This window comes from Helicobacter pylori (genome assembly GCF_015904775.1).
Taxonomy (GTDB): domain Bacteria; phylum Campylobacterota; class Campylobacteria; order Campylobacterales; family Helicobacteraceae; genus Helicobacter; species Helicobacter pylori_DM.
Genome location: NZ_JADZNC010000010.1, coordinates 19,585 through 46,359, shown reverse-complemented (window position 1 = coordinate 46,359; position 26,775 = coordinate 19,585). Strand labels below are relative to the sequence as shown.

The 26,775-nt window shown below is 39.0% G+C and carries 21 protein-coding genes and 4 tRNA genes; 6 read left to right on the top strand and 19 right to left on the bottom strand.

Features of this window, described 5'->3' with window-relative positions:
- Window positions 1-6 precede the first annotated feature (6 nt).
- The 6 genes from speA to metG are packed head-to-tail and all read right to left on the bottom strand — an operon-like array spanning window position 7 to window position 7,238.
- Window positions 7-1,854, bottom strand: coding sequence for an arginine decarboxylase (speA, locus tag I6852_RS05890; protein ID WP_197291745.1), 1,848 nt, complete (start codon window positions 1,852-1,854; stop codon window positions 7-9).
- A 13-nt stretch (window positions 1,855-1,867) separates the two neighbouring features.
- Window positions 1,868-3,037, bottom strand: a complete 1,170-nt coding sequence (locus tag I6852_RS05885) for a glycosyltransferase family 4 protein (protein ID WP_197291746.1) — start codon at window positions 3,035-3,037, stop codon at window positions 1,868-1,870.
- Between the two features lie 4 nt (window positions 3,038-3,041).
- Window positions 3,042-3,470, bottom strand: a complete 429-nt coding sequence (locus tag I6852_RS05880) for a hotdog domain-containing protein (RefSeq protein ID WP_001158310.1) — start codon at window positions 3,468-3,470, stop codon at window positions 3,042-3,044.
- A gap of 15 nt (window positions 3,471-3,485) precedes the next feature.
- A complete protein-coding gene (cmoB, locus tag I6852_RS05875) occupies window positions 3,486-4,271 on the bottom strand; it encodes a tRNA 5-methoxyuridine(34)/uridine 5-oxyacetic acid(34) synthase CmoB (protein ID WP_197291747.1) in 786 nt (261 codons plus the stop codon).
- A 3-nt stretch (window positions 4,272-4,274) separates the two neighbouring features.
- Entirely contained in the window at window positions 4,275-5,294 is a 1,020-nt protein-coding gene (locus I6852_RS05870) for a ferrochelatase (protein WP_197291748.1), read from the bottom strand.
- Window positions 5,295-7,238, bottom strand: a complete 1,944-nt coding sequence (gene metG, locus I6852_RS05865) for a methionine--tRNA ligase (protein WP_197291749.1) — start codon at window positions 7,236-7,238, stop codon at window positions 5,295-5,297.
- A gap of 168 nt (window positions 7,239-7,406) precedes the next feature.
- Here metG and cfaS point away from each other — a divergent pair, with 168 nt between their 5' ends.
- A complete protein-coding gene (gene cfaS / locus I6852_RS05860; RefSeq protein WP_197291750.1) occupies window positions 7,407-8,576 on the top strand; it encodes a cyclopropane fatty acid synthase in 1,170 nt (389 codons plus the stop codon).
- Between the two features lie 9 nt (window positions 8,577-8,585).
- Here cfaS and I6852_RS05855 read toward each other — a convergent pair whose 3' ends face one another.
- The 13 genes from I6852_RS05855 to I6852_RS05800 form a co-directional block, all read right to left on the bottom strand.
- Window positions 8,586-10,457, bottom strand: coding sequence for a mechanosensitive ion channel family protein (locus I6852_RS05855; RefSeq protein WP_197291751.1), 1,872 nt, complete (start codon window positions 10,455-10,457; stop codon window positions 8,586-8,588).
- Between the two features lie 591 nt (window positions 10,458-11,048).
- Window positions 11,049-11,125, bottom strand: a tRNA-Arg gene (locus I6852_RS05850).
- A 21-nt stretch (window positions 11,126-11,146) separates the two neighbouring features.
- Window positions 11,147-11,223, bottom strand: a tRNA-Arg gene (locus I6852_RS05845).
- Window positions 11,224-11,283: 60 nt separating this feature from the next.
- Window positions 11,284-11,360, bottom strand: a tRNA-His gene (locus I6852_RS05840).
- A 67-nt stretch (window positions 11,361-11,427) separates the two neighbouring features.
- Window positions 11,428-11,505, bottom strand: a tRNA-Pro gene (locus tag I6852_RS05835).
- A 181-nt stretch (window positions 11,506-11,686) separates the two neighbouring features.
- Window positions 11,687-12,436, bottom strand: coding sequence for an HpaA2 protein (gene hpaA2 / locus I6852_RS05830; RefSeq protein WP_197291752.1), 750 nt, complete (start codon window positions 12,434-12,436; stop codon window positions 11,687-11,689).
- Between the two features lie 19 nt (window positions 12,437-12,455).
- A complete protein-coding gene (locus I6852_RS08210; RefSeq protein ID WP_078215504.1) occupies window positions 12,456-12,563 on the bottom strand; it encodes a neuraminyllactose-binding hemagglutinin-like domain protein in 108 nt (35 codons plus the stop codon).
- Entirely contained in the window at window positions 12,520-14,046 is a 1,527-nt protein-coding gene (gene guaA, locus I6852_RS05825; protein ID WP_197291753.1) for a glutamine-hydrolyzing GMP synthase, read from the bottom strand. Before guaA ends, I6852_RS08210 begins: the two co-directional genes overlap by 44 nt.
- A gap of 10 nt (window positions 14,047-14,056) precedes the next feature.
- Entirely contained in the window at window positions 14,057-14,545 is a 489-nt protein-coding gene (locus I6852_RS05820; RefSeq protein WP_001020235.1) for a hypothetical protein, read from the bottom strand.
- Between the two features lie 164 nt (window positions 14,546-14,709).
- Window positions 14,710-17,100, bottom strand: a complete 2,391-nt coding sequence (locus I6852_RS05815) for a molybdopterin guanine dinucleotide-containing S/N-oxide reductase (protein ID WP_197291754.1) — start codon at window positions 17,098-17,100, stop codon at window positions 14,710-14,712.
- Between the two features lie 104 nt (window positions 17,101-17,204).
- Window positions 17,205-17,795, bottom strand: a complete 591-nt coding sequence (locus tag I6852_RS05810) for a DUF3972 domain-containing protein (protein ID WP_165558933.1) — start codon at window positions 17,793-17,795, stop codon at window positions 17,205-17,207.
- Between the two features lie 25 nt (window positions 17,796-17,820).
- Window positions 17,821-19,143: an aminotransferase class V-fold PLP-dependent enzyme gene (locus I6852_RS05805; protein WP_197291755.1), complete on the bottom strand. Its 1,323-nt coding sequence runs from the start codon at window positions 19,141-19,143 to the stop codon at window positions 17,821-17,823.
- 18 nt (window positions 19,144-19,161) lie between these two features.
- Complete coding sequence (locus I6852_RS05800) at window positions 19,162-19,476, bottom strand: histidine triad nucleotide-binding protein (protein ID WP_001100337.1); 315 nt, start codon at window positions 19,474-19,476, stop codon at window positions 19,162-19,164.
- Between the two features lie 81 nt (window positions 19,477-19,557).
- Between I6852_RS05800 and pheS the strand changes: the two genes are divergently transcribed.
- The 5 genes from pheS to I6852_RS05775 all read left to right on the top strand — a co-directional run bounded on the left by pheS (window position 19,558) and on the right by I6852_RS05775 (window position 26,747).
- A complete protein-coding gene (gene pheS, locus I6852_RS05795; protein WP_000557112.1) occupies window positions 19,558-20,544 on the top strand; it encodes a phenylalanine--tRNA ligase subunit alpha in 987 nt (328 codons plus the stop codon).
- On the top strand, window positions 20,544-22,838 hold the full coding sequence (pheT, locus tag I6852_RS05790; protein WP_197291756.1) for a phenylalanine--tRNA ligase subunit beta: 2,295 nt from the start codon (window positions 20,544-20,546) through the stop codon (window positions 22,836-22,838). Before pheS ends, pheT begins: the two co-directional genes overlap by 1 nt.
- 14 nt (window positions 22,839-22,852) lie before the next feature.
- The gene (gene aroA / locus I6852_RS05785) at window positions 22,853-24,142 is read left to right on the top strand and encodes a 3-phosphoshikimate 1-carboxyvinyltransferase (protein WP_197291757.1); all 1,290 of its coding nucleotides are present in this window, start codon (window positions 22,853-22,855) and stop codon (window positions 24,140-24,142) included.
- Window positions 24,132-24,956 carry a 4-hydroxy-3-methylbut-2-enyl diphosphate reductase gene (locus I6852_RS05780; protein WP_053577737.1) on the top strand — a complete coding sequence of 275 codons (825 nt, stop codon included), beginning with the start codon at window positions 24,132-24,134 and terminating at the stop codon, window positions 24,954-24,956. Before aroA ends, I6852_RS05780 begins: the two co-directional genes overlap by 11 nt.
- Before the next feature lie 120 nt (window positions 24,957-25,076).
- Window positions 25,077-26,747, top strand: coding sequence for a 30S ribosomal protein S1 (locus I6852_RS05775; protein WP_197291758.1), 1,671 nt, complete (start codon window positions 25,077-25,079; stop codon window positions 26,745-26,747).
- Window positions 26,748-26,775: the final 28 nt, after the last annotated feature.

Sequence of the window (26,775 nt, the reverse complement as noted above, 5' to 3'; positions counted from 1 at the left end):
TTGCGTTTAAGAAATCGTGCGCAAATACCCGTTTTCGCTCAGCATGACATACAAGCGCCCCATGATTTCTTTCTTTTCTTCCATGTCTAGTTGGTTGTTGTCTTCAATTTTTTGTTTTAAAAGGCGTTCGATCTCTTTAGTGTCATAGTCCAAATCGTCTAACACATCTAAAATCGTTTGGGCTTCGCAAATATCTTCCACCTCATAATCGCCTTTTTCATCAAAAACCACGCTAAATTCCGTAGGGTGCGTGAATAAATTGTGCTTCATGCCTAAAACTTCTTGATACGCTCCCACTAAAAAGAACGCTAAAAAGTATTCTTCTTCATCTATGTCTATATCATGCAAAAACAAGGGCTTCGTGGAATCAAAAGCGATTTCCCCATCGCTATCGCAAGTAATATCCCACAAGCTCGCACTCCTGGTGGGCTTTTCATCTAATTTATTCAAGGGCATGACCGGGAAATTCTGTCTCAAACCCCAATAATCCGGCAAGCTTTGGAAAAACGAGCAATTCAATAAATAGCGCTCTTGGACCTGCTCTTGAATGCGTAAAATATCGTTATGATCCTTGACATAAAGCAATTGCACCGCTTTTTTAACGATCAAATGGGCTAAAACTTCAGTGTTGCTCCTGTCAATCAAATCAATATAACCCAAATCAAAAAGCGTGAATAGCGACTCGGTGTGATCAAAACTATCATGCAAGTATTCAATGGCGTTTTTTTCATTGATATTAGCGAGCAAGTCTAGCATTTCATCAATCAAGGGGGGGTTATTACTTTCTTTAATTTTTAGGGATTTTTCATTGTATTCATGCGAAAACAATTCTAACACCGGGGCCACTAAAACGGCATGGTTAGCGGAAATATAACGGCCTGATTCAATGAAAATGTCCGGCTCGATTTCTTGCTTATTTTTCACAATTTCCCTCAATAAAAACACCACATCAGCGCTGAATTCCTCTAAAGTGTAGTTTTTATCTTGGTGGTGTTTGTGTTGGGTGTATTCTACGGCTAACCCCCCTCCAATATTCACGCTATTAAGATTTTTAGCGCCCATTTTACGCAATTCTGCATACAAGTTTCCCGCTTCTCTTAAAGCCTTTTTTAAGGGCGAAATATCGCTGATTTGAGAGCCTATGTGGAAATGTATCATGTGGAAATGCTCTAGTAAGTCGTTTTCTTCTAAAAGGCGCATCGCTTCTAAAACTTCAGTGCTGCTAAGGCCAAATTTAGAATTGATCCCCCCACTCTTTGCCCAAACGCCAGTGCCAGCGCTGTGCAAACGGATGCGAATACCAATTTTAGGGCAGGCTACAAAATCGTTTTGTTTAGCCACAGCGATAATAGTTTTCAACTCATTCAAACCCTCAATCGTTAAAGTGATCTCATGCTGCATGCTCTTAGCGATAAAGCCAAGCTCAATCATTTCTTTGTCTTTAAAGCCATTCACGGTGATAGGGGCTGTGGGGTTAGTGTAACTCATTGCGATGATGAGTTCGGATTTACTCCCGGCTTCTAAACCATAATCCAAGCCCTTAGCCCCCTGAACTAAAGGGAAAATAAATGAGGGCATTTGATTGACCTTTAAAGGGAAAACCGCCTTAAAAGCCCCGCTGTATTGATACTCTTTAATCGCTGAAGAAAACGCATCAAACAAGCTTTTGATTTGTTTTTGCACCAAATGGGGGAATCGCACCAACAAAGGCCCTCTATAGCCCCTATCGCGCACGCTTTGAACGATTTCTAAAAGCGAGGGGTTTTTGCCATGACAAACTTTAACCAAGCCTTTTTCTATCTTAAATTCGTTATTGCTCCAAAAATTAATCCCATAATCATGGACTTCTTGCATTTTTTATCCTTTATTACGATAAGGTTTTAAAGAGATGGGGGTTGTTTTTAAAATCTTTGATCGCTTCTTCATAAACTTTTTCAATTTGAATGACTGAATTTTCTAAAGTGTAGTTTAAAGCGCTTTTAGCGTATTCGTTTTGCATTCTTTCTCTTTCAAGCTTGTTTTCTAACCACCAGTCTATTTTAGCGCTCAAATCTTTAGCGTTATCAGGCTCAAATAACGATCGTTCATCTAGTGCGAATTGCCTGGTCGCGCTTAAAGGGCTATTAGCGATAACAGGCACAATCCCCACGCTAATGGCTTCTAAACACGCAATCGCTTCGCTTTCCACATTGGCTGTATGCACATAAAGGGTGCAAGTTTTTAAAATCTCTAACAATTCATTGGAATTGACAAACCCAAACTCCGTTTTTACGCCTAGTTTTTGGGCTAGAAGTTTGATTTTTTTCTCATCAGGCCCTTTGCCTTTGAGTAATAATACAATGTCTTGTTTGTATCGGCTTAAAGCAACCGCCTTAATGAGAACGCTTTGATTTTTTTCATTAGAATAGCGCCCTACCATAGCGATTTTAAAGGGCGTGGTGTCAAAAAGGCTTTTTTGCGGGTGTTCAAATCTAAACATGGGATCAAAGCCGTTAGAAATAGCGTATTTTTTCCCTCCATAGTTGTATTTTTCTAATTCTTCTACAATGAATTTTGACGGGCAATGGATATGGTGGATATAGCGGTAATGCGAAGATTTAAACCACGAAAAAAGCATCATGTTAAACCAAGAAAATTGCCCCAATTTCATGTTATAAGAAATATGCTCTGGCTGTAAATGGAAAGAGCCAATGTAAGGCACTTGCATTTCTCGCGCGATTTTTACGGCTGTTTTTTCTAGCAAAAAAGGCAAATAAGTATGGATCATATCCGCTCCCTTAAAAGCCTTCCTTAAAATTTTTTTATCCGGTTTAGCAAAAAGAATGTGTTGTTTGTGTGAAATTTCTGTAACTAGGGGGATGTAGCGCTCTTTAAGGTTGTAATACCCCTCTTCTTCACTACCTAAATTATCCACATGAGGGGCAACCACTCTCATCACATGCCCTCTTTTTTTCAACGCTTCAAAAAAACGAAACGCCGTCATAGAAGTGCCATTACTGGTGTCTTTAAAGCTATCCACGACTAAAACAATAACCATTTAACTACTCTTCTTTAAAATTGAATTTAAAAGGCTTTTTATCAAACACCACGATTTCTATCATTCCCTCTAAAACCTGAATGTCTAACACAAACGCCTCTATTTTTATTTCAGCTTTTTTCACGCCATCTTGAATCACTTGTGCTTTAATGAGCGCTTCTTGATTCAATTCTAGTGGGGCATAAAAATTAATGTTATTAGAAACCACCACGCTGTGTCTTTTATTCAACGCGCACAAGGCCGCATAATTGCACGCAATAAGCACAAACCCGGCATGCACAAAATTTTCTTCATACACCATGCTTTCATTGCCCTTGAAACGCGCATGGGCTATATCTTTTTCTAAAACGATTAATTCAGTGCCAACGCTTGGTTTGAAATTCTTACAAGTCTCTAAAGAGTCATAATCCACACGAACGACTGATTCTTGCACTATCTTATCCTTTATTTAACGCTTGCTTGGTTTAAGCATTTTAAAATACCCTCTTAAAGGAGCGTCATACCCCTCTAAAGTTTTAGAATAATCCGTTTTATCCAAAAAATCTTCCAAACTCTGCCCCAAAATAAAATCCGTTTTACGCTGTTCTTTAGGCGTGGTCTTTGAAACGCTAAGAATCTCAAAATTTTCAAACCCCACCCTTTCGCACCACCCTTTTAAAGCGCTAACACTGGGGATAAAATAAACGTTTTTCATTTTAGCGTAAGTTTTTTTAGGGCAAAGGGCGATGTCTAGGGGCGAATTAATAATAAGCGTATCCAACACCAGCTCCCCTCTTATCTTTAAAGCATGATATAAGGCTTTTAAAGCTTCTAGCGGGCTTTTTCTATGGTATAGCACCCCTAAGCAAAAAATGACATCAAAAGCGTTAGGGTATTTTTCATGCAAATCCTCTACCCCTAAAGACTCATAAATGATTTTTTTTTCTTTATCAAAAAAGGGGGCTAAAAATTCAAATTGTTTTTTGACTAAAACGCCCGGATCAAACCCCACCAAACTTTTAGGCTTATATTCTAGCATCTTAAACAAGTAATAGCCGTTATTGCAACCCACATCAGCCACTATTTTGTCTTTTAAAGGAGTGGCGTTTTTGACTAGATCCCATTTAATGGAGCTATCCCATTCGCTATCAATCTTGATTTGAGAAATTTCAAAAGGGCCTTTACGCCATGGCCTTAATGCCATGATTTCTTCTAAAAGGGTTTTTGGATTGAGATTATCGTTACAAATGAGCATGACTTACCATAGCGTGGGGGTTTTTTTAAAAAGAGGGGGGTTTAAAAGGGATTCTAAATGATGGGAGCTAATCCCATAAATAAAAGCGAAATTAAACGCTAAATTTTTTAATTGCTCTTTAAGGTTGTTATGAGTGGTGTAACAATAAGGGTTATTTTTTTCAAAGAAAGCCACGCTGTTTTTACGACAAAACACGACAATTTTCCCCCACAATAAAGTCTCAAGGGCTTTTTGAAGCATCATTTCAAACAATTCTTTTGAAGTCTCAGCGACAACCACCCTTGCCGTTGCGCCATAAGGGGCTATTTCTAAATTTTTATTCACAAAAAAGGGTTTGCAATGATCTAAAGCAGGTTCTTTCTTGCTTAAAAGATTCAAATCAAATTCAATCTTTAATTTTTCGCACAATTGAATGACCCTTTTTAAAGGCTCTAAAAAGACGCATGGCATTTTTAATTCATACTCTTGTTTTTCATAGACTAAAGCGCTGCAAAAAAACGATTGGTTGAGAACAATCAAACGGCTTTCTTTTAAATCGTCTTTTAAATCTTCTTTCAAGCGCTCTTGCTTGTAAAACAAATGAAGCCACTCCAATTTATCAAAAAAGGCTATTTTACACCCCTCTATAATGAACAAATCTTCAAGGCTCTCTTTCAAACACCACACAAATTCGCTCACGATGATTTTAGAAGCGATCTCTAATTCTATGGGGCTTAACAGCACCCCGACCACGCGCTCGTTCAACAAACAGAATTTAAACAAATGATTCAAAGAATGCTCTATATCTTTAAGCTTGATCCATGCCACATCCTTATCGCTTAAAGGATATTCTCCTGTGTATAAAATCCCATAAGCCCCTAACTCTAAAGCTTTGGGAATGAGAGCATGATCCTTAGCCACAAATAAAGAACCTTTTTGCACCTTATTTAAAGACAAAACAATGGAATTAAAATAGCTGATTGAGGGCGTGTTTTGCAATTCACCCAAACTCAATTCTACGGCTTCATTCACCCCTAATCGCATTTAGCTGATCAAACTTCCTGCAATTTTCTCTTTGGTAGGGCTGATTAAGGCTAGATTATCGCTATCTCGCACCGCTAAAATCATGCCCTCACTCATTTCGCCCATAAGCTTTGCAGGTTTTAAATTGGCCACCACGCACACCATTTGCCCCACCAAACTTTCAGGCTCATAATCCAAAGCGATCCCTGAGATGATCTGCCTCAAACGATTTTCGCCTAAATCCACTTTTAAGCGCAGTAATTTATTGGATTTTTCAATCCTTTGAGCTTCTTTGATAAGCCCCACTTTAATCTCTACTTTTTTGAAATCCTCAATACTAATATAGTTTTCTTGTGTTGGTGGGGCTTTTTCTTTTTCTTTTTTTTCTGCTTTTTCTGCTAGGGCTTCCTCCCCTTTTTCAATCTTTTCAATTTTCTCAATTTTGGAAAATAAAGGCTCGGTGTCTTGTAAAATCATATCTTGTAAATTTTTGGTTTTAAAAAAGCGTTCGTAATTATGGGGCGTGATTTCTACACGAAAAGCACTCGCTAATTTCATAGCGCTCTTTGGCATGAACGCATAGAGTAAAAAGCTTGATTGTAACAGCGCGTTTGCGATCAAGCTCAATAAGGCTTCTAGTTTTTCTGATTCGTTGTTTTTGTGCAAGACCCACGGCTCTTCTTTAGCGATGAGTTTATTCAAAAAATCATAAATATTAAACAATTCCTCTAAAGCCTTATGCAACTGCATTTTAGGCACGAAAGAATTAGCGTTATCTAAAATTTGATGCGCTTTTTCTAGCTCTTTAGAATAATAAGCGGTGATTTTGTCGCTTTTTAGAGAATAATTAAAATATTTTTTAGCCATGCCTAGCAAGCGATTCAACAAATTCCCCAAATCGTTATTCAAATTCGCATTGATCCTTTCTATTAACGCTTTTTTAGAAAAATCCCCATCTTGCCCAAAAGGCACTTCACGCAATAAAAAATAACGTAATTCTTCAATCCCATACTCCATAGCGAGCTTTTGAGCGTCTAAAACATTACCCAAGCTCTTACTCATTTTCACGCCCTCTATCGTCCACCACCCATGCACGCAAAGCTGTTTGAATAAGGGTAAATTCAAGCTCATCAAAAAAGCTGGCCAATAAATAGCATGGAAGCGCAAAATATCCTTACCCACAATATGCCTAGCGCGTTCAAAATACGCCATTTTATTGTCTAAACCATTCAAATACCCTAACGCGCTCGCATAATTCAATAAAGCGTCTAGCCAAACATACACCACATGTTTAGGATCGTTCATCTTTTTAGGCAAAGGAATGCCCCATTCAAAGCTCGTGCGCGTGATGGACAGATCCAATAAACCCTGCTCAATAAAAGAAGTTACCTCATTTTTACGATAAATAGGCAAAATCGCTTCAGGGTTTTTAGCGTAAAAATCCAATAAAGGCTTCTCATACGCGCTCAATCTGAAAAAATAGCTCTCTTCTTCTAAAAGCGTGGTCTCTCTCAAGCAATCAGGGCATAGGACTTTATCGTTCGTATTGTCCGCTTTAGAAATCGCGCAATAACTCTCACAGCTCACGCAATAATACCCGCTATAAGTGCCTTTATAAATATCCCCTTTTTCAAACATGATTTCAAAAGCGTTTTGCACACATTTTTGATGCTCGCTGTCTGTGGTGCGGATAAAACCATCATAATCCAAATTGAAAAAATCCCACTGGTTTTTAAAAATCGTGCTAATGCTATCGGCGTAAGCTTTGGGGCTTTGATTCCTTAGTCTCGCGCTTTGTTCGATCTTTTGCCCATGCTCATCGGTGCCGGTTAAAAAAAAGACTTCTTCGCCTTGAAGCGTGTAATACTTCTTTAGAGTGTCCGCAATCAAAGTCGTATAAGCATGACCAATATGAGGGATGTCATTCACATAATAAATGGGGGTTGTGATCAGTGATTTTTGCATCTTTATAATCGTGTTACCTTAAATTTGTTTAAATCTCTTAATTTTAACATGCTTTTAAAAATTTAGAGAATAAAGGTTGAATTTATGCCTATTCATGGGGTGTTTTTAGCTTAAAATTCATTATAATTAACGCTCAAAAAATTGAAAAATGAGTTAAGGAATAGACAGATGATTTCAAAATTTTTGCTCAAAAGCATGTTCAAGCAGTGGAAAAACGGCGATTATCAGGTCGTTTTTTGGGATAATAGCGTTTATAGGAATGGCGAACATTCGCCTAAATTCACCCTTAAAATCCATCGCCCCCTGAAATTTAGCGATATTAAAAAAGACATGTCTTTGACGATCGCTGAGGCTTATATGGACGGCGTGATTGATATTCAAGGCTCTATGGATGAGGTGATGCATTCTTTGTATTTGCAAACCAATTATGAGCATTTGCACAAACATGACAACGCTAAAGCTATCCAAAAACCCATCAAAGAAAGCTCCAACATTTCTAAACATTACGATCTAGGGAATGACTTTTATTCTATCTGGCTGGATGAAACCTTAAGCTATTCATGCGCTTATTTCAAAAAAGACGATGACACCCTCCATGCCGCCCAACTCCAAAAATTAGATCACACTTTAAAAAAGCTCCACCTAAAGCCTGGCGAAAAACTGCTGGATATAGGCTGTGGTTGGGGCTATCTCTCTGTAAAAGCTGCACAAGAATACGGGGCGGAAGTGATGGGGATCACCATTTCTAGCGAGCAATACAAACAGGCTAACAAACGAGTTCAAGAGCTAGGGTTAGAGGATAAAGTAACGATCAAGTTATTGAATTACCAGGATTTAGACGGGCGCTTGTACCGCTTTGATAAGGTGGTGAGCGTGGGTATGTTTGAGCATGTGGGTAAGGATAATTTGCCCTTTTATTTCAAAAAAGTTAAAGAAGTGTTAAAGAGAGGCGGGATGTTTTTGCTCCACTCCATTTTATGCTGTTTTGAAGGCAAGACTAACGCATGGGTGGATAAATACATCTTTCCAGGTGGCTACTTGCCCTCTTTAAGAGAAGTGATGAGCGTGATGAGCGAATGCGACTTCCACTTGCTCATGGCTGAAAGCTTACGCATCCATTACGCCAAGACTTTAGACATTTGGCGAGACAATTTCAACCACAATCTAGATAAAGTGAAAAGACTCGGCTATGACGAAAGATTTATCCGCATGTGGGATCTGTATTTAAGGACTTGCGCATCGGCTTTCAGGGTGGGGAGTGCAGATTTATTCCAATTGCTTTTAACCAACAGCGTGGATAACACTTTCCCCTTAACCAAAGAATACATCTACCAATAATTGCAAGTTTTAGATTTTAGCCCCTTCTTTCAGGCTAACTTCTGGCAAACTCTCCACATACAAGCTCTGTGATGGGAAAGCAAAACTCAAATGGTGCTTTTCTACAATCCCCATGATTTTTAACATCACGTCTTCTTTGACTTCTAGCCACTCTTCCCAAACCACTGTTTTAGAAAAGCAATACACTAAAATATTAATAGAGCTGTCCGCAAACTGGTCTAAAAAGACAAACAAATTGTTTTTATACCCTAAAAAATCGTCAATAGAAACAATATCTTTTTTAAACATGTAGCGGTAATCGCTCGCATTTTGCAAAGCGCTATCGGATCCATTAGCGATTTTAGGGTGGTTTTCTAACATTTCTTTAATGTCTTTCACGCAAAGCTGTAAAGCGCTTTGACTGGAGCTATAAGTTAAGCCTATTTCCATTTTAATACGCCTTCCCACTTTACGACGGTTCCAATTCCTAATGGGTTTTCCGGCTAATTCTGAATTAGGCACGGACAAAAGAGCGTTGTCAAAGGCTCTGATCGTGGTGCGCCTTAACCCCATTTCCACCACCGTGCCCTCCACTTCACCGCACACGATCCAATCCCCTTGAGAAAACGAATTGTCTAATAATAAAATGACCGAAGCAAAGAAATTCGCCAACACATCTTTAACCGCCAAAGCCACCGCTAACCCCCCAATCCCTAAAGAAGCGATGATGGCTGAAACGTTAAACCCCAATTGTTTCAAAACCCCTAAAAGCGTGACAATGAAGATCAAAAAATACACGACTTTTAAAATCAAGTTGATCACTTCTTTTCTAAAATTGTGCGTGCTTTTGGTAGCCATATTCGTAACTAACGCTTCCCCATAGCCTTTAAAAAGCGCTATCACTAACCATGCTAAAAGCATGATATACACCGTGCCCACCCACATAGAAACTTTAGGGGGCGATGCGTTAGGGTAGTAGAAAATATCTAAAGCCACATCGCAACTAAATAGGGCTAAAAAGACAGAAACCGGCGAAACAATGCTCTTTTGCACATTGACATGCATTTTTTTATTGCGCTGCATGATTTCAAAAATACGATCTAATAATAAGGCTAAAAGCCAAGTGATCAACTTCCTTAAACCCAGCAATAAGGCTAAAATCATCAAAGCCAGCGCGATCTTACTCACTTGCAAGCTATGGGTTGTGAAAGGCAAAACCTTGCTGATTTTGTTTAACACAAAATCCATATTCACTTCCATGATCAAGTTTTTAGGAAGCACTTCTTTAGGGTGGTTTTTAATGTAACGCAAAACTTCAGTGTAAGTGTTCAAACGCAATTCATAATCGCTAAACATCTGCTCTAATTCATGCATTTTGACATTGCCTAAATTTTTAGGGAAAGTGTAGAGTTTGAATTGTCCTAAACGCAAAAGAAAAGCATCGCTGATACTTTCTACATCTTTTTGTTCGCTAAAAATATCAATACTGCTCCTGATTTTATCTATAAAACGATACAAAATTTCATCTATCAACAAAATATCTAAAGACAATCTATCTTTCATGAAAGTGTAGAAATCATCGCCCTTAATGCTTTTAGACAAACGCTTTTTGATTTTTTCCTGCTCTTTTAAATTTTGATTTATATCAATCCCGATCTTATCCCTTTCATTCAACACTTTAGAAGTCAAACTTTTAATCAAATCGTTCTTTTGGGTGTTATACAGAGAAATTTCAGCGCTTCTTTCAGGGTTTTTCTTATAAGTTTCAATGACTTGATTGAGCTGGTTGATTTGATTGAAAATCAAAAACAAATCCACCGCATCTGTTTCATGCTCTTCAACCGCTCTCAAAGGATTTAAAAACAACAATAATACCAATACCCACCACAATAATAAACGCATGCAAAACCCCACTCAAACAAGATAAAATCTTTCTCACAATTTCTAGCGATTATACCAAAAATTAGAAACGCTTCGCCCCATAAAGTTACCTATGCAATTTGAAAACGCTTTTTATTTATCCCTAAAAAGCGGGCTTTAGATCAATTGTGAGCCTCTTTTTAGATCACTATATCCTTGATGCGATGCTTTGAGTATTTTTACATTTTATGATTGAAATTCAATTAAAAACGGAGCCTTAATTTTTAACAAGTCTTGCTTTATTTAATATTTTTATAGTAGGATTTTGCATAGGCCGTAGTCAAAAAGCTTTCCCTGTTCGGTGCGATAAAGTCACGGATAATGTGCATGTCTTTTATTCTTACATGTTTCACTTTTTATGTTTTTCGCTTTTATTGAATGTTTTCATATAAGATCTATGTTTTAGAGATTTCTAACCCTACCACTTGTCATTGGGCTATTTTGACGATCAATCTTTAGAAGAAAAAACCATAAAAATGTAGTATCCTATGCCTACAAGAAAAACAAGAATTAAGAAAATGAGCAATCCCCACTCTAAAGAATCCATAACTCCTCTTTAAAGAATGTCAAAAGTGGTGCGCTTGGCAGGACTCGAACCTGCGACCTACGGCTTAGAAGGCTGTTGCTCTATCCAGCTGAGCTACAAGCGCATTAATGGTATTAATGTTAGGTGGTACGCCCGAAGGGAGTCGAACCCCTAACCCCCAGATCCGAAGTCTGGTGCTCTATCCAATTGAGCTACGAACGCTTACAATTCAAATAAAGGAATGACTAACATAAAACTTGGTAAAACGCTTATTTAATGAGATGGGGTGGAAGATGGGAATCGAACCCACGACCCTCAGGACCACAATCTGATGCTCTAACCGACTGAGCTACTCCCACCATTCAACGAAAGGAAGCGATATTCTACCAAAGAATTTTAAACAGAACAATAAACTACGCAAAAAAGTGGTCGGGGCGAAAGGATTCGAACCTTCGACCCCTTGGTCCCAAACCAAGTGCGCTAACCAGACTGCGCTACGCCCCGAAATTTTCACATGAAGCGTTATTATAACTGAATTTTCTAATTTTTGAGCGTAATTTTTCAAAAATACCGCTGAAATCAAAAGCGGCACTCAAAAATGATATCAATCCAACTCCCCCACCCTTTTAAAAAGCTACTTTTTAAAAACAGCTCTCAATGATTTTAAGCTTTTCGTTTCTTAAAACTACTTTCGTTTTTTCATTTCACTAGAAACTTTTTCATAATGTTCCATGTGTTTTTTGCTTAACTCTTTGGTGATATTCACCATCACTTTGTGATAGGCCTGATTCATGATTTTTTTAATGGCTTGATCATGGTCGGTTTCCTTGATCCTATGCACAAAAGTTTTGGGGACAAAACCTCCAGAATTGGTGCGCCGCAACTCCACTTTTTCAATCACAGCCTTAATCTTTGAAACATCAATACCAAAACTATGGATAATGTCTTCACTTTTTGGCTCAACAAAATTCAAATTCAAATACCCCGAAGACATGTCTATCACCTTTTCTTCATTCGCCGCATCGTTTTCTTCCACAATATCTTCCAAAATAGCCACATTCCCATCCATGCGTAAAACGAGCAACGCTTTTTCTTTGATGTCTTGAGGGATTTCGTTAGCATCTTTAAATTGTGAAACGCTATAGCCCTTTCTCTCTAAAAAACTACTCAGTTGGAGGAACAAAGACTTCTCAAATTCTTTTTGATAATTTTCAGGGATAACCTTATTAGCCTCTATCTTAGGATCGACTAAAACAACCAAATGGTTATTTTTAGGCTCTTGTTTGCCTTTAATAGGATAGTGGAAATGCAACTCCACTGACTCGCCCATGTTATTGTGCTGTTGCTTCATAGGCATCCCATCAGCTAGAGCCGTATAAAACGCCCCACTTGCTAGTAACGATCCTAAAACGATTGCTAAACTACCTTTTTTCATTAAATTCCTTTCTTTCTTTTTATTTAAAATCAATTCCTAATCTTACCCAAAAAATCCCACTTTTAGCGCTATTTTTAAGATAATCATTCCCATTCAATCGTTCCTGGCGGCTTAGAGGTAATATCATACACCACCCTATTGATACCATTCACTTCATTAGTGATGCGGTTAGAAACCTTTTCTAAAAAAGAATGCTCTAAAAATGAAAAGCTCGCTGTCATGCCATCGCTCGCGTTTACTGCCCTTAAGCAAATAGCGTTTTCATAAGTGCGATTATCCCCCATAACCCCCACAGAATTGACATTCAACAGCACGCAAAAGGCTTGCCAAACCTTATCGTATAAACGGGCTTTCTTAAGCTCCTCTATAAAAATAGCATCCGCTTCTTGCAAGCGCTCGATCTTACTCTCACTGATTTCGCCTAAAATCCTTATTGCAAGCCCAGGCCCTGGAAAGGGGTGGCGCATTAAAAAATCCTGGCTAACGCCCAATTCTTTACCCAACAAGCGCGCCTCATCTTTAAACAATTCCCTTAAAGGCTCTATGAGTTTAAAGTCCATCCATTCAGGCAGTCCGCCCACATTATGGTGCGTTTTGATCACTTTTGAAGGCCCTTTAACGCTCACGGATTCAATCACATCAGGGTATAAAGTGCCTTGGGCTAAAAATTCAATCTTGCCTTTTAAATGGTGCTTTTTGGCTTCTTTTTCAAACACTTCAATAAAGGTTTCGCCGATGATTTTTCGCTTCAACTCAGGCTCGCTCACGCCCTTTAATTTAGACAAAAAGACTTCTTTAGCGTCTATCGTGTTTAAAGGGATTTGCAAGTCTTTAAACATCGCTTGGACTTTTTCTTTTTCATTTTTACGCAACAAGCCATGATCCACAAAAACAGCGATCAAATTATCCTCAATAGCTCTGTATAATAGCGTAGCGACCACCGTAGAATCCACGCCCCCACTCACCGCACACAACACCTTAGCGTTAGCAATTTGTTCTTTCAATCGCGCTATTTCTCTTTGAGCGAAATGCTGCATCCCCCAAGTTTTTTCACAGCCGCAAACCAAAAGGGCAAAATTTTCTAAAATCTTACCCCCTTCTTCGCTTTGAACGACTTCTGGGTGGAATTGCAAGCCAAAAATCTTGCCGTTTTCAATCGCGCAATGGGGGGAATTAGGGCTTTTTGCAAGGGTAGTGAAGCCTTTAGGCAATTCTATGACCTTATCCATATGGCTCATCCACACAAGGCTTTTAATCTTCACGCCTTCAAAAATCACGGAATTTTGAGTGATTTCTAAAACAGCCTTACCAAATTCCTGCTCATTCGCACCAGCCACTACCCCCCCAAAAAAATCCACCAAATACTGCATGCCGTAGCAAATCCCTAAAATCGGCACATTCAAATCAAAGATTTTCTCGTTAGGCTTGTAAGCGTCTTTAGCATACACGCTCGCTGGCCCCCCACTCAAAATCAAACCTTTAGGGGCTTTTTTTTGAATGTTTTCTACGCTTTCAAAAAAAGGGACTATTTCTGTATAAATCCCGCTCTCTCTCAATCTTCTAGCAATCAGCTGTGTGTATTGGCTCCCAAAATCTAATACTAAAATCATCTCTCATTCTTTATTTTTGTGGGATCTGTGTTTTATTGTATTGATTTTTGTAATTCACCCTATAGCTTTCAGCCAACTCAGGCGCTTTTTGCACAAACCAGCGTTCTAATTTTTCTAGTTCGTATCTGTAATTTCCACCTTTTGAGCAATATTGAGAATCAATCAGCGAAAACACATAGAGCGTCTTATTTTCTTTAGATTGGAATAAAAACTCCTTATGGAATAGCGCTTTTTTAGGCATGCCACTCATCAGAGTCTCAGGCAATAAAAAAGCGTCAAAATCACAAAGCACTTTTTTACTCAATTTGTTGCTTTTGGTAACCACAAAAATGATCTCTTTTTTCATGTCTTGTTTAAAAGCTAATGAAAGCACATTCAAAAAGGGCGGAGTCAAACTTTTATCCACCCTAACCTTAAAAGCTTTAGAATCCCCTAATAAGACCCCCATAAATAAAACCAACCCCACGCAACATTTCAAACTCGTTTGAAAAATATTCATCTTTTATCCTTTAAGTGTCAATATTGAAAACAGAAATTAAACGCATTGATTGGGTATTATAATATAAAAATTGAAAATTACGCTTTAGCTTGGCTAGTGTCAAGTCTTTAGTTATTAAGTCTTTATTGGGTAAAAACACTCTCATGCTAGTATTTTCACTCCGTTTAAGCCCCAATGATGCTTGGTGTTGAAATAGAATGATAGGGTTTGACTAATTCATACCTTCTGAGTCTTCTGATATTAACTAAGGCGGTATTGGCTGAAATGGCTTGTGTCATGCTGCTTGTGGGGCGTAAAGAAGTGAGCGTATTCACATGCCCTGCATTGCATCGTGGGCTTCTAGCTCTCACATCTTCTGGGTCATACCACGCCCCTTTTTGGATACTCAAAACCCCTTGACGGATATTCTTAGTTACAAACGCCCCTGCTAACAACCTCCCCCTAGCGTTAAACACTTCTACAATTTCACCATGCCTAATGCCTAATTTATTAGCGTCTAGTTCGTTGATCATTACAGGCTCTCTGCCTTGAATTTTATACACATTCCTAACCCAAGTGTTATCAAGCTGTGAATTGACACGGTATTTTGGGTGCGGAGAGATTAAATGGAACGGATAAGTCTCAGCCATTTTAGAGCCTAGCCACTCAGCTGGCTCAAACCAAGCAGGATGCCCTTTAAAATCGGCCAGTTTAAAATCCGCGCATTTTTGAGAAAAAATTTGAATTTTCCCGCTCTCTGTATCCAGCTTATTGTTAATAGGGTCTTGCCTGAATTTCGCATGACGCACAAACTTTCTCGCATTTTCAGGGATTTCAAACTCCACAAAGCCATCCCTCCAAAATTGATCAAACGATTTCAAAGTAGGGCCATCGCTTTTTTCATAAAGGCCCTTAATCCATTCCATGTAACTCTTAGATTCAGTGAATTTCTGCTCTGTTTCATTGCCCCCAATGCGTAAAGCAAGCTGCCTGAAAATCTCATAATCGTCTTTGGATTCATAAACAGGCTCTACCACTTTACGCATGGCATAAACCACATTCTTAGAATAACTCCCCCCAAAAGTAATATCATCTCTTTCCATAGTGCTAGTGGAAGCAAAGACAATATCAGCAAATTTCGCTGTAGGCGTCCACCAAGGCTCATGCACGATCACGCAATCTAAGGTCCTTAAAGCGCGAATCAGCTCGTTTGTATCAGCTTCATGCCCTAATAAATCCGTCCCGCAATTGTAGATCATTTTGATTTTAGGCAATTGGAGTTTTTTACCCATAAAATCAATTTCTTTATCCGGATTGAAAATCGCTTCAGAAACTCTAGATGCTGGAATAGCACTTTTTACAGAATTATGCCCTTGTGAAATCATAGGAACAATTCTTGCCCCCGAGCTCGCTTGAGCGTTCCCTCCATAATGCATAGAAAAGCCAAAGCCCCCACCCGATAAGCCCACTTGACCAATCATGCTGGCTAAAACAATTAACGCCCAATCCGGTTGCTCGCCATGCTGAGCTCTTTGCATGGCCCAATTACCCGCTAAAAAAGTGCGCTTAGAGACAAATAAATCCGCTAATTCTTTGATCTTTTCTGCGCTCACTCCAGTGATTTGAGACGCCCATTCTAAAGTCTTAGGCGCCTTATCGCTCTCTCCTAGCAAATAGGGTAAGAATTTATCAAAACCATCAGTGTATTTAGCGATAAACGCTTTATCGTATTGATTGCTTGTATAAAGATAATGCATCATGCCTAGCATTAACGCTACATCAGTGTTAGGGCGAATGGGTATCCATTCAGCATTAAAGGCTTGAGCGGTTTCGGTATAAATGGGATCAATACTAATGAATTTAATACCGGCTCTTTTATACTTAGGGTAGTAGCTGTCATTGACATGGTTTGGCACAAAATAATCAATGCGGTTACACTTGAGTAAATCCGCCCCCCACATGACATACACCTTACAATTTTTAATCATCTCTTCATGCGTGGTTTGTTGCGAATAAACTTCCATATCCCCTACAATCATAGGGTTTATTCTTGTAGCCGCACCATTACTATATTCCCCATCAGTGCCAATAGCCCCCCCTAAAGTCGTGTTAAAAAAACGCCATGCTAAATGATGGCAACGATGCAAGCTACCCGCATGCCCCCAACCACCATAACTGGCATTATAAATGTTTTCTTTAGGGATTTCTTTAAGCTTTTTAGCCGCTAAATCCAACGCCACATCCCAACTCACGCGCACAAACTCTTCTCTCCCGCGCAATTCTTTGTGGTTTTTTTTGTTTTCTAAGAAACTCTTACGCACGCAAGGATACTTCACCCTACTATCTGAATACACCCTATCTGCCATCGCTTTTAACATCATGGTAGGGTTATAATCGCTCTTTTGGGGGACAATATCTTTAATCACTCCATTTTGAACCTTTGCGATAAAGGGGCCAAAATGCGTTGCATGCGGAATGGATTCTACCTTTTCAAAAACACCAACAGCTTTTAAAACATTAGTGCTAGCGAGCGCGATTGGGATTTTTGTTAGGATACTTCTGCGTGAAATGGACATGGTTCTCCTTCAAGCTTGCATTCTGTTAAAATACCCCAAATTCTAACATAGATTCACCTAAAATTACCGCTAATAAGCCCTCAAAGCATGGGCGTTAATTTAAACTACTTTTTATTCACGCTGCTCATGTCAGCGACTTTCCCCCACATCAAGCGGTATTTCCTCTTCATAAATTCAATTTCTTCTCTCGCTTGATTGAGTTCATCTCGCAAAAGATCGATGGTTTTTTTATCTTCTTCATAGACTTCTTGCATAGAGATTAAAGCGTCTTTTAAAAACATGTTTTCATTTTTAAAGGCTGAAATCGTTTCATCTTTAGCGCCAATGACCTTATCATGCAAGTTTAAAATCGTGTTAATGGTCTTTTCCACAAACACAGGCTCTAAAGAACGCCCGTTCATATCCATAGAAATCAAATTGTTTTCTACCTTTTTGATTAGAGCGTTTGTCCCGCTGCTCGCATCAATTAAAAGCTTGTTGTGGCTTATTTTGCTTTTAATCTTACCAAGATTCACTAATTCTAAGATCCTTTCTTTAGGAATCCCTGAAAGGCGGCTAAACTCTTCTAATTCAAGCCATGCTAAAGCGCTCAAATCTTCCAAAACCACCGGCTCTTTAGACTCTTTTTCTTTATCCTCTACCTCTTGTTCATTTTGTTGCACCGCTTGCGCTTTGTTCAAATCTAAAATATCCAAATTTTTCCTTAAAAATAGTTTTAGCTTAACGCAATTTTTTAACCGCTTTTTTCAAGCTGTCTAGCAAATAATCAATATCGTTTATGGAATGCGTGAAGTGCAAGCTCACCCTAAGCCATCCGGGTTTAGCGTTAAAATCGCTTGACTTTTGGGCGTTAAGATTCAATAAATCATGCCCATAAGGCCCTGCGCAAGAGCAACCTGCCCGGGTTTCAATAGCGTATTCATAGCTTAAGATTCTCGCTAAATCATAGGGCGAAATCCCTCCAATATTAAAAGCCACTACCCCCACACGACTCGCTGTTAAATTCCCATAAATATTAATAGCGGGCAAGTCTTTTAAGCCATGCATTAGCACTCTTAAAAGGTTGTTTTCTTTCTTATGGATAAAATCCAAACCGCATTCATCTCTCAATTGATACGCTAGAGCGCTCCTGTAAAATTGCAACAACCCTGGCGTGCCAAATTCTTCCCTCAAAGGCAATTCATCAATAAATTCATGCCGTGTGCAATTAGCGTATTTAATCACGCCCCCTGCGCTAAAACTCGGGGCGATCTGCGTGTCAATCAAATCTTTAGAAATGCCTAAAAGACCGCACCCTCCAATGCCCCCTAAAAGCTTATGAGGCGCATAAAAACCGGTTTGGTATTCGCAATCTTTAGGGTTAGCATGCGTGCTAAAATTCGCTAAATCCAAAGCTAAAGTAGCCCTATATTTCTTACACAACAATGAAACTTCTTTTAAGGGCGTAAGCAGTCCGGTTACATTAGAAGCCGCGCTCATAGAAACCAGGCTGTTAGGGGATTTTTTTAAAGTTTGCTCTAAAATTTCTAAATCCAATAAGCCATGTTCATTCAAAGGGATACGCACCACTTCACACAAACCTTCACGCCAGCTGATTTCATTAGAATGATGCTCATAAGGCCCTACAATCACACGCTTTAAAGCCATATCTTTCAAATACGGCTCTAAATTTTTCTTCGTTTTTGAAGGGATACACACCCCTAAAATTTCTTGAAATTTCTTAATCGCTGAACTCGCCCCATACCCCGCACTCAAGACGCAATGATTATCGCTCAAATTTAAAGAACGCTTCAACTTTTCTTGGCATTCTTTTAAAAGCATGCCCATTAAAATCGCATGTTTAGAAGCGACAGAATGAGCGTTCGCGTAATAAGGCAGTAAGGATTTCACGCGCTTTTCCACTAAAGCGCTCGCTAAACCTGAAGCCCCCCAGTCAAAATAAGACACCCCTTTTTTTAAAATAATACTGGATTTAACCTGTTCTAAAACGCTCTCATTAGGATTGAGCAAGGGAGCAAAACTCCTGTTTAAAAACGCTTGCACGAAACACCACCAACGCTTTTAATGTTTATCCCCGCTTAAAATATGAAAATGCAAATGCATCACCTCTTGCCCGGCGTTTTTACCCACATTGGTTAAAAGCTTGTAACCCTTCTCTTTGATGCCTAATTTTTCCACCACTTCAAAAATAAAACTTGTCATTTGCGCCATAAGCTCTGGGGTGATGCCGTTAAAATCCTGAATGCTTTGTTTGGGGATCACTAATGCATGCACTTTAGCTTTAGGGTTAATGTCATAAAAGGATAAAAAACGATCGTTTTCTAAAATCTTAGAACAAGGGATTTCGCCTTGGATTATTTTTTCAAACACATTCATGCTCTTTTTGCTCCCTTTTAAGGTTTTTCTTTTATTAAAGTTGTATTATAGCTTTTTAAAAATAAAATATAAGGATCATTATTGCACACCTTAATAGAGCGATTAGAAAAGGTTACTAATAGCAAAGAGTTAGAAGAAGTGCGTTTGAATGCTTTGGGTAAAAAGGGGGTTTTTGCGGATAAATTCAACCAACTCAAAAATCTAAACGGCGAAGAAAAAAACGCCTTTGCTAAAGAAATCCACCATTATAAACAAGCGTTTGAAAAAGCCTTTGAATGGAAAAAAAAGGCTATTTTGGAGCTTGAATTAGAAGAACGCTTGAAAAAAGAAAAAATTGATGTGAGTTTGTTTAACGCTATCAAAACAAGCTCTTCTCACCCTTTGAATTATACTAAAAATAAAATCATTGAATTTTTTACCCCATTAGGATACAAGCTTGAAATCGGCTCTTTAGTGGAAGATGATTTCCATAATTTCAGCGCTTTAAACTTGCCCCCTTACCACCCTGCAAGAGACATGCAAGACACTTTCTATTTTAAAGATCACAAGCTTTTAAGGACCCACACTTCGCCCGTGCAAATCCACACCATGCAAGAACAGACCCCACCCATTAAGATGATTTGTTTAGGCGAAACCTTTAGGCGCGATTATGACTTGACCCACACGCCCATGTTCCACCAAATTGAAGGGCTTGTCGTGGATCAAAAAGGGAATATCCGTTTCACGCACTTAAAGGGCGTGATCGAAGACTTTTTGCATTATTTCTTTGGCGGCGTGAAATTAAGATGGCGTTCTAGCTTTTTCCCTTTCACAGAGCCAAGCGCTGAAGTGGATATTAGTTGCGTGTTTTGCAAGCAAGAAGGCTGTAGGGTTTGCTCGCACACAGGCTGGCTAGAAGTGTTGGGCTGTGGCATGGTCAATAATGCGGTGTTTGAAGCCATAGGGTATGAGAATGTGAGCGGATTTGCCTTTGGCATGGGGATTGAAAGATTAGCCATGTTGACTTGCCAAATCAATGATTTGCGCAGTTTTTTTGAAACTGATTTAAGAGTGTTGGAGAGCTTTTAATGAAACTGAGCGTCAATGATTTGAATGTTTTTGTCAATACGCCTAAAGATATAGCCAAACTCTGTGAGGATTTGAGTCGCTTAGGCTTAGAAGTGGAAAGCTGTGTTTCTTGTGCCGCTCCTAAAAATGTGGTTGTGGGTAAGGTTTTAGAAAAAGCCCCCCATAAAAACGCTGAAAAACTCAGCGTGTGTCAAGTGGATATTGGCAAAGAAGTGTTGCCAATCGTGTGTGGGGCTAAAAATGTCGCGCCAAACCAATTCGTGCCAGTCGCTTTAAACGGGGCGCTAATCGGCTCAACCACCATCGCTAAAACGGAGCTTAGGGGGGTTGAAAGCTGTGGTATGATTTGCTCTAGCAACGAATTGGGTTTCCCTAAAATCAATGATGGCATCTTGGAATTAGATGAGAGCGTTGGGGAGTTGGTTTTAGGGAAAGAATTGAATGAATACGCCCCTTTCAACACGCATGTTTTAGAAATTTCCTTGACTCCTAATCGTGGGGATTGCTTGAGCGTTTTAGGTATTGCTAGAGAGATTAGCGCCTTTTATCACACGCCCCTAAAGCCTATTAAGGCTTTAAATTTTACGCCAAAAAGCGATCTGATCACGCTTAGTGTGGGTGAAAATATTGAGTCGCATCTGGCTTATTATTTGATTTATAATCATTCTTTAAAAACCCCTTTAAATATCAAACTTTCGCTCGCTCATAACAATGCCTTAAGCGAGAACGATCTGAACAATTTCATAGAATTTAGTGCGCATTTTAGTGGGGTAATATTGAACGCTTATAGCCTGAATAAAACCCCTATGGATTTGAGCGTGAAAAACGATGAAAACAACCTTGAAAGCGTTTATATCAACCATCAAAAACGCTCCACTATCGCTATCAAGCATCAAGATCAAAAAGATTTGAGCGAGTGTTTGCTTTTAGAAGCAAGTTATATTGATCCGATAAGCCTGTCTTTAAAATTGCACGCCCTAAAAGATAAAACGCTTCAAAAAGACAACGCCCTTATTTATAGAAGCGCTAGGGGGAGCAACCCTAATTTATCAGACGGCCTGAATTTTTTAAGCGCTCATTTAAAAGCCACGATTTTAGAAAGCAAACAAACCAAGCATTCTTTAAAAGATCACGCCCTTAAATTCCAGCTTGAAGACATCACCGAAATTTTGGGACTTGCTGTAGAAGAAGAAAAAATTCAAGGCATTTTAAAAAGTTTAGGCTTTAAAGTCAGCGTAAAAGAGCCAAACTCAAAACCCCAAATTTTAGAGGTTATTGTGCCAAATTTCAGGCATGACATTAAAACGATCCAAGATATTGCTGAAGAAATCTTGCGCTTTGTAGGGATTGATAATTTGATCTCAAAGCCCCTTAATTGTGTCAGTAGCAAAAATTCAAACCCCCATTATGACACGCACCGCTTTTTTGAAAACCTTAAACACAAGGCTCTCGCTTGCGGTTTTAAAGAAGTCATTCATTACGTGTTTTACTCTAAAGAAAAACAGCAAAAATTGGGCTTTGAAGTTTTAGAAGATCCCCTAGAATTGCAAAACCCTATCACAACGGATCTCAACACCCTAAGAACGAGCCTTGTTTGCGGGCTTTTAGACGCTAGTTTAAGGAATAAAAATTTAGGGTTTAAAAGCATCGCCCTTTATGAAAAAGGGAGCGTGTATAACTCTAAAAGAGAAGAGATCCAAAAACTAGGCTTTTTAGTAAGCGGCTTACAAAAAAAAGAAAGCTACCCTGACGCTAAAGGCAAGACTTGGGATTTTTACTCTTTCGCTGAATGCGTTTCAAAAGTTATAGGGGATTTCAGCTTGGAAAAACTAACCATTCAAACCCCCATTAACCACCCCTACCAGAGCGCTAAAATCATTCAAAACAATGAAATCATAGGCGTGATCGCTAAAATCCACCCTAAAGTGATCCAGGAATTAGATTTGTTTGAAAGCTATTACGCTGAGATAGACGCTTCTAAACTCAAACGCCCCGCCATGCTATTAAAACCCTTTAGCATTTACCCTAGCAGTGTGAGGGATTTGACTCTCATTATTGATGAAAACACCGCTTTTAGCAGGATTAAAAAAGCCCTAAAAGACGCTCAAATCCCTAATTTAAGCGAAATTCTACCCCTTGATGTTTTTAAAGAAAGCGATAATACCATAGCCTTAAGTCTGCGTTGCGTGATCCATTCTTTAGAAAAAACCTTAAATGATGAAGAGGTCAATTCAGCCGTGCAAAAAGCGCTTGAAATTTTAGAAAAAGAATTTAACGCCCGCCTTAAGGGATAATATAAAGGATAATTGTGATAGAGCTTGACATTAACGCTAGCGATAAATCGCTCTCACACAGAGCCGTTATTTTTAGCCTACTCGCTCAAAAGCCTTGTTTCGTGCGGAATTTTTTAATGGGAGAAGATTGTTTAAGCTCTTTAGAAATCGCTCAAAATTTAGGGGCTAAAGTGGAAAATACCGCTAAAAATTCTTTTAAAATCACGCCCCCAACGGCTATAAAAGAGCCTAACAAGATCTTAAATTGCAACAATTCTGGCACTAGCATGCGTTTATACAGCGGGCTTTTAAGCGCTCAAAAAGGGCTTTTTGTTTTAAGCGGGGACAATTCCCTAAACGCACGCCCCATGAAAAGAATCATTGAACCTTTGAAAGCTTTTGGGGCAAGGATTTTAGGGAGAGAGGATAACCATTTCGCCCCCTTAGTGATCTTAGGGAATCCTTTAAAAGCTTGTAATTATGAAAGCCCTATCGCTTCAGCTCAAGTCAAAAGCGCTTTTATTTTAAGCGCTTTGCAAGCTCAAGGCGCAAGCACCTATAAAGAAAATGAGCTTAGCCGTAACCACACAGAAATCATGCTTAAAAGTTTGGGGGCTAACATTCACAATCAAGACGGCGTTTTAAAAATTTCACCCCTAGAAAAACCCCTAGAAGCTTTTGATTTTACGATAGCCAATGATCCGTCTAGCGCGTTTTTTTTCGCTCTCGCTTGCGCGATTACGCCAAAAAGCCGCCTTCTTTTAAAAAATGTCTTGCTCAACCCCACTCGCATAGAAGCGTTTGAGGTTTTGAAAAAAATGGGCGCTTCCATAGAGTATGCGATTCAGTCCAAAGATTTAGAAATGATTGGCGATATTTATATAGAGCATGCCCCTTTAAAAGCGATCAGTATTGATCAAAATATCGCTAGTCTTATTGATGAAATCCCCGCTTTGAGTATCGCTATGCTTTTTGCAAAAGGCAAAAGCATGGTTAAAAACGCTAAAGATTTACGAGCCAAAGAAAGCGATAGGATTAAAGCGGTTATTTCTAATTTCAAAGCTTTAGGGATTGAGTGCGAAGAGTTTGAAGACGGGTTTTATGTAGAGGGATTAGAATATATAAGCCCATTAAAACAGCACCTTTCTCAAAAAAAACCCCCCCTTATCAAAAGCTTCAATGATCACAGGATTGCGATGAGTTTTGCTGTTTTAACTTTAGCGTTGCCTTTAGAAATTGATAATTTAGAATGCGCAAACATTTCTTTCCCGCAATTCAAACACCTACTCAATAAATTCAAAAAAAGGAATCTTAATGGAAATTAAAATGGCTAAAGATTATGGTTTTTGTTTTGGCGTCAAAAGAGCGATACAAATCGCTGAAAAAAATCAAAACAGCTTGATTTTTGGCTCGCTCATTCATAACGCTAAAGAAATCAATCGTTTGGAAAAAAACTTCAATGTGAAAATTGAAGAAGATCCTAAAAAAATCCCTAAAAACAAAAGCGTGATCATAAGAACCCATGGCATTCCTAAGCAGGATTTAGAATACTTGAAAAACAAGGGGGTCAAAATCACTGATGCGACTTGCCCGTATGTGATCAAACCTCAGCAGATTGTGGAATCCATGAGCAAAGAAGGGTATCAAATCGTGCTTTTTGGGGACATTAACCACCCTGAAGTCAAGGGCGTGATAAGCTATGCCACTAACCAAGCTTTAGTCGTCAATTCGTTAGAAGAATTGCAAGAAAAAAAATTGCAACGGAAAGTGGCTTTAGTTTCTCAAACCACCAAACAAACCCCAAAACTCTTGCAAATCGCTTCTTATTTGGTGGAAAGATGCACTGAAGTGCGTATTTTTAACACGATTTGTAACGCTACTTCCTACAACCAAAAAGCCGCTTTGGATTTGAGTAAGGAAGTGGATATTATGATAGTCGTGGGCGGTAAAACTTCTTCAAACACCAAACAGCTCTTAAGCATCGCCAAACAGCATTGCAAAGACAGCTACTTGGTAGAAGATGAAAACGAATTAGAGTTGGTGTGGTTTAAGGATAAAAAATTGTGCGGGATTACCGCTGGGGCTTCCACGCCGGATTGGATTATAGAAAATGTCAAGCAAAAAATCAGCACGATTTAACACATTTTGAAAATTTTCTTTAAAAAAACCGCTAATTGTTAGTTTTTAAACGATTTTGTAAGCCAAAAAAGGATACAATGCCCTTAAGGATTTTATATTTATTTTATAGTAAGGCAGTCAATGAGCAAGATAGCAGATGATCAGAACTTTAATGACGAGGAGGAAAACTTCGCAAAACTCTTTAAAAAAGAATTAGAAAAAGAAGAAACCCTAGAAAAGGGCACTATCAAAGAAGGGCTAATCGTTTCCATCAATGAGAATGATGGTTATGCCATGGTGAGCGTGGGCGGTAAGACAGAAGGCCGTTTGGCTTTAAGCGAGATCACCGATGAAAAGGGGCGGTTGCTGTATCAAAAAAATGACCCCATTATCGTGCATGTGTCCGAAAAAGGTGAACACCCTAGCGTTTCCTACAAAAAGGCCATTTCCCAACAAAAGATTCAGGCTAAAATTGAAGAATTAGGCGAAAACTATGAAAACGCCATTATTGAAGGCAAGATTGTAGGCAAGAATAAAGGGGGTTATATCGTGGAGTCTCAAGGCGTGGAGTATTTCCTCTCCCGCTCGCACTCTTCTTTAAAGAATGATGCAAACCATATCGGCAAATGCATTAAAGCGTGTATCATTCGTGTGGATAAGGAAAACCATTCTATCAATATTTCTCGCAAACGATTCTTTGAAGTCAATGACAAACGACAGCTTGAGGTTTCTAAAGAATTGTTAGAAGCCACAGAGCCGGTATTAGGGGTTGTGAGACAGATCACCCCTTTTGGCATTTTTGTAGAAGCTAAGGGGATTGAGGGCTTGGTCCATTATTCTGAAATCAGCCATAAAGGACCAGTCAACCCTGAAAAATACTACAAAGAGGGCAATGAAGTCTATGTCAAAGCCATCGCTTATGATGCAGAAAAAAGACGCCTTTCGCTCTCCATAAAAGCGACCATAGAAGACCCATGGGAAGAGATCCAAGACAAGCTAAAACCCGGATACGCCATTAAGGTGGTGGTGAGCAATATTGAACATTATGGGGTGTTTGTGGATATTGGTAATGATATTGAAGGCTTTTTGCATGTTTCTGAAATCTCTTGGGATAAAAATGTCAGCCACCCTAGCCATTACTTGAGCGTGGGGCAAGAGATTGATGTGAAGATCATTGACATTGATCCTAAAAACCGCCGCTTAAGGGTTTCTTTAAAACAACTCACTAACAGGCCTTTTGATGTTTTTGAATCTAAACACCAAGTGGGGGATATTGTAGAGGGCAAAGTGGCGACTTTAACGGATTTTGGGGCGTTTTTGAATCTGGGTGGGGTGGATGGTTTGCTCCACAATCACGACGCTTTTTGGGATAAAGATAAAAAATGCAAAGACCACTATAAAATTGGCGATATGATCAAAGTGAAAATCCTTAAAATCAACAAAAAAGATAAAAAGATTTCTTTGAGCGCGAAGCACTTGGTGACTTCCCCTACAGAAGAATTCGCTCAAAAGCATAAAACAGATAGCGTGATTCAAGGCAAAGTGGTGAGTATTAAGGATTTTGGCGTTTTCATTAATGCTGATGGCATTGATGTGCTGATCAAAAATGAAGATTTGAACCCCTTGAAAAAAGATGAAATCAAAATAGGCCAAGAAATCACTTGCGTGGTGGTTGCGATTGAAAAGTCTAACAACAAGGTGCGCGCTTCTGTGCACAGGTTAGAGCGCAAAAAAGAAAAAGAAGAATTGCAAGCCTTTAACACGAGCGATGATAAAATGACTTTAGGGGATATTCTTAAAGAAAAACTCTAAAGAGTGATTTTAAAAGCATGAGAATGGC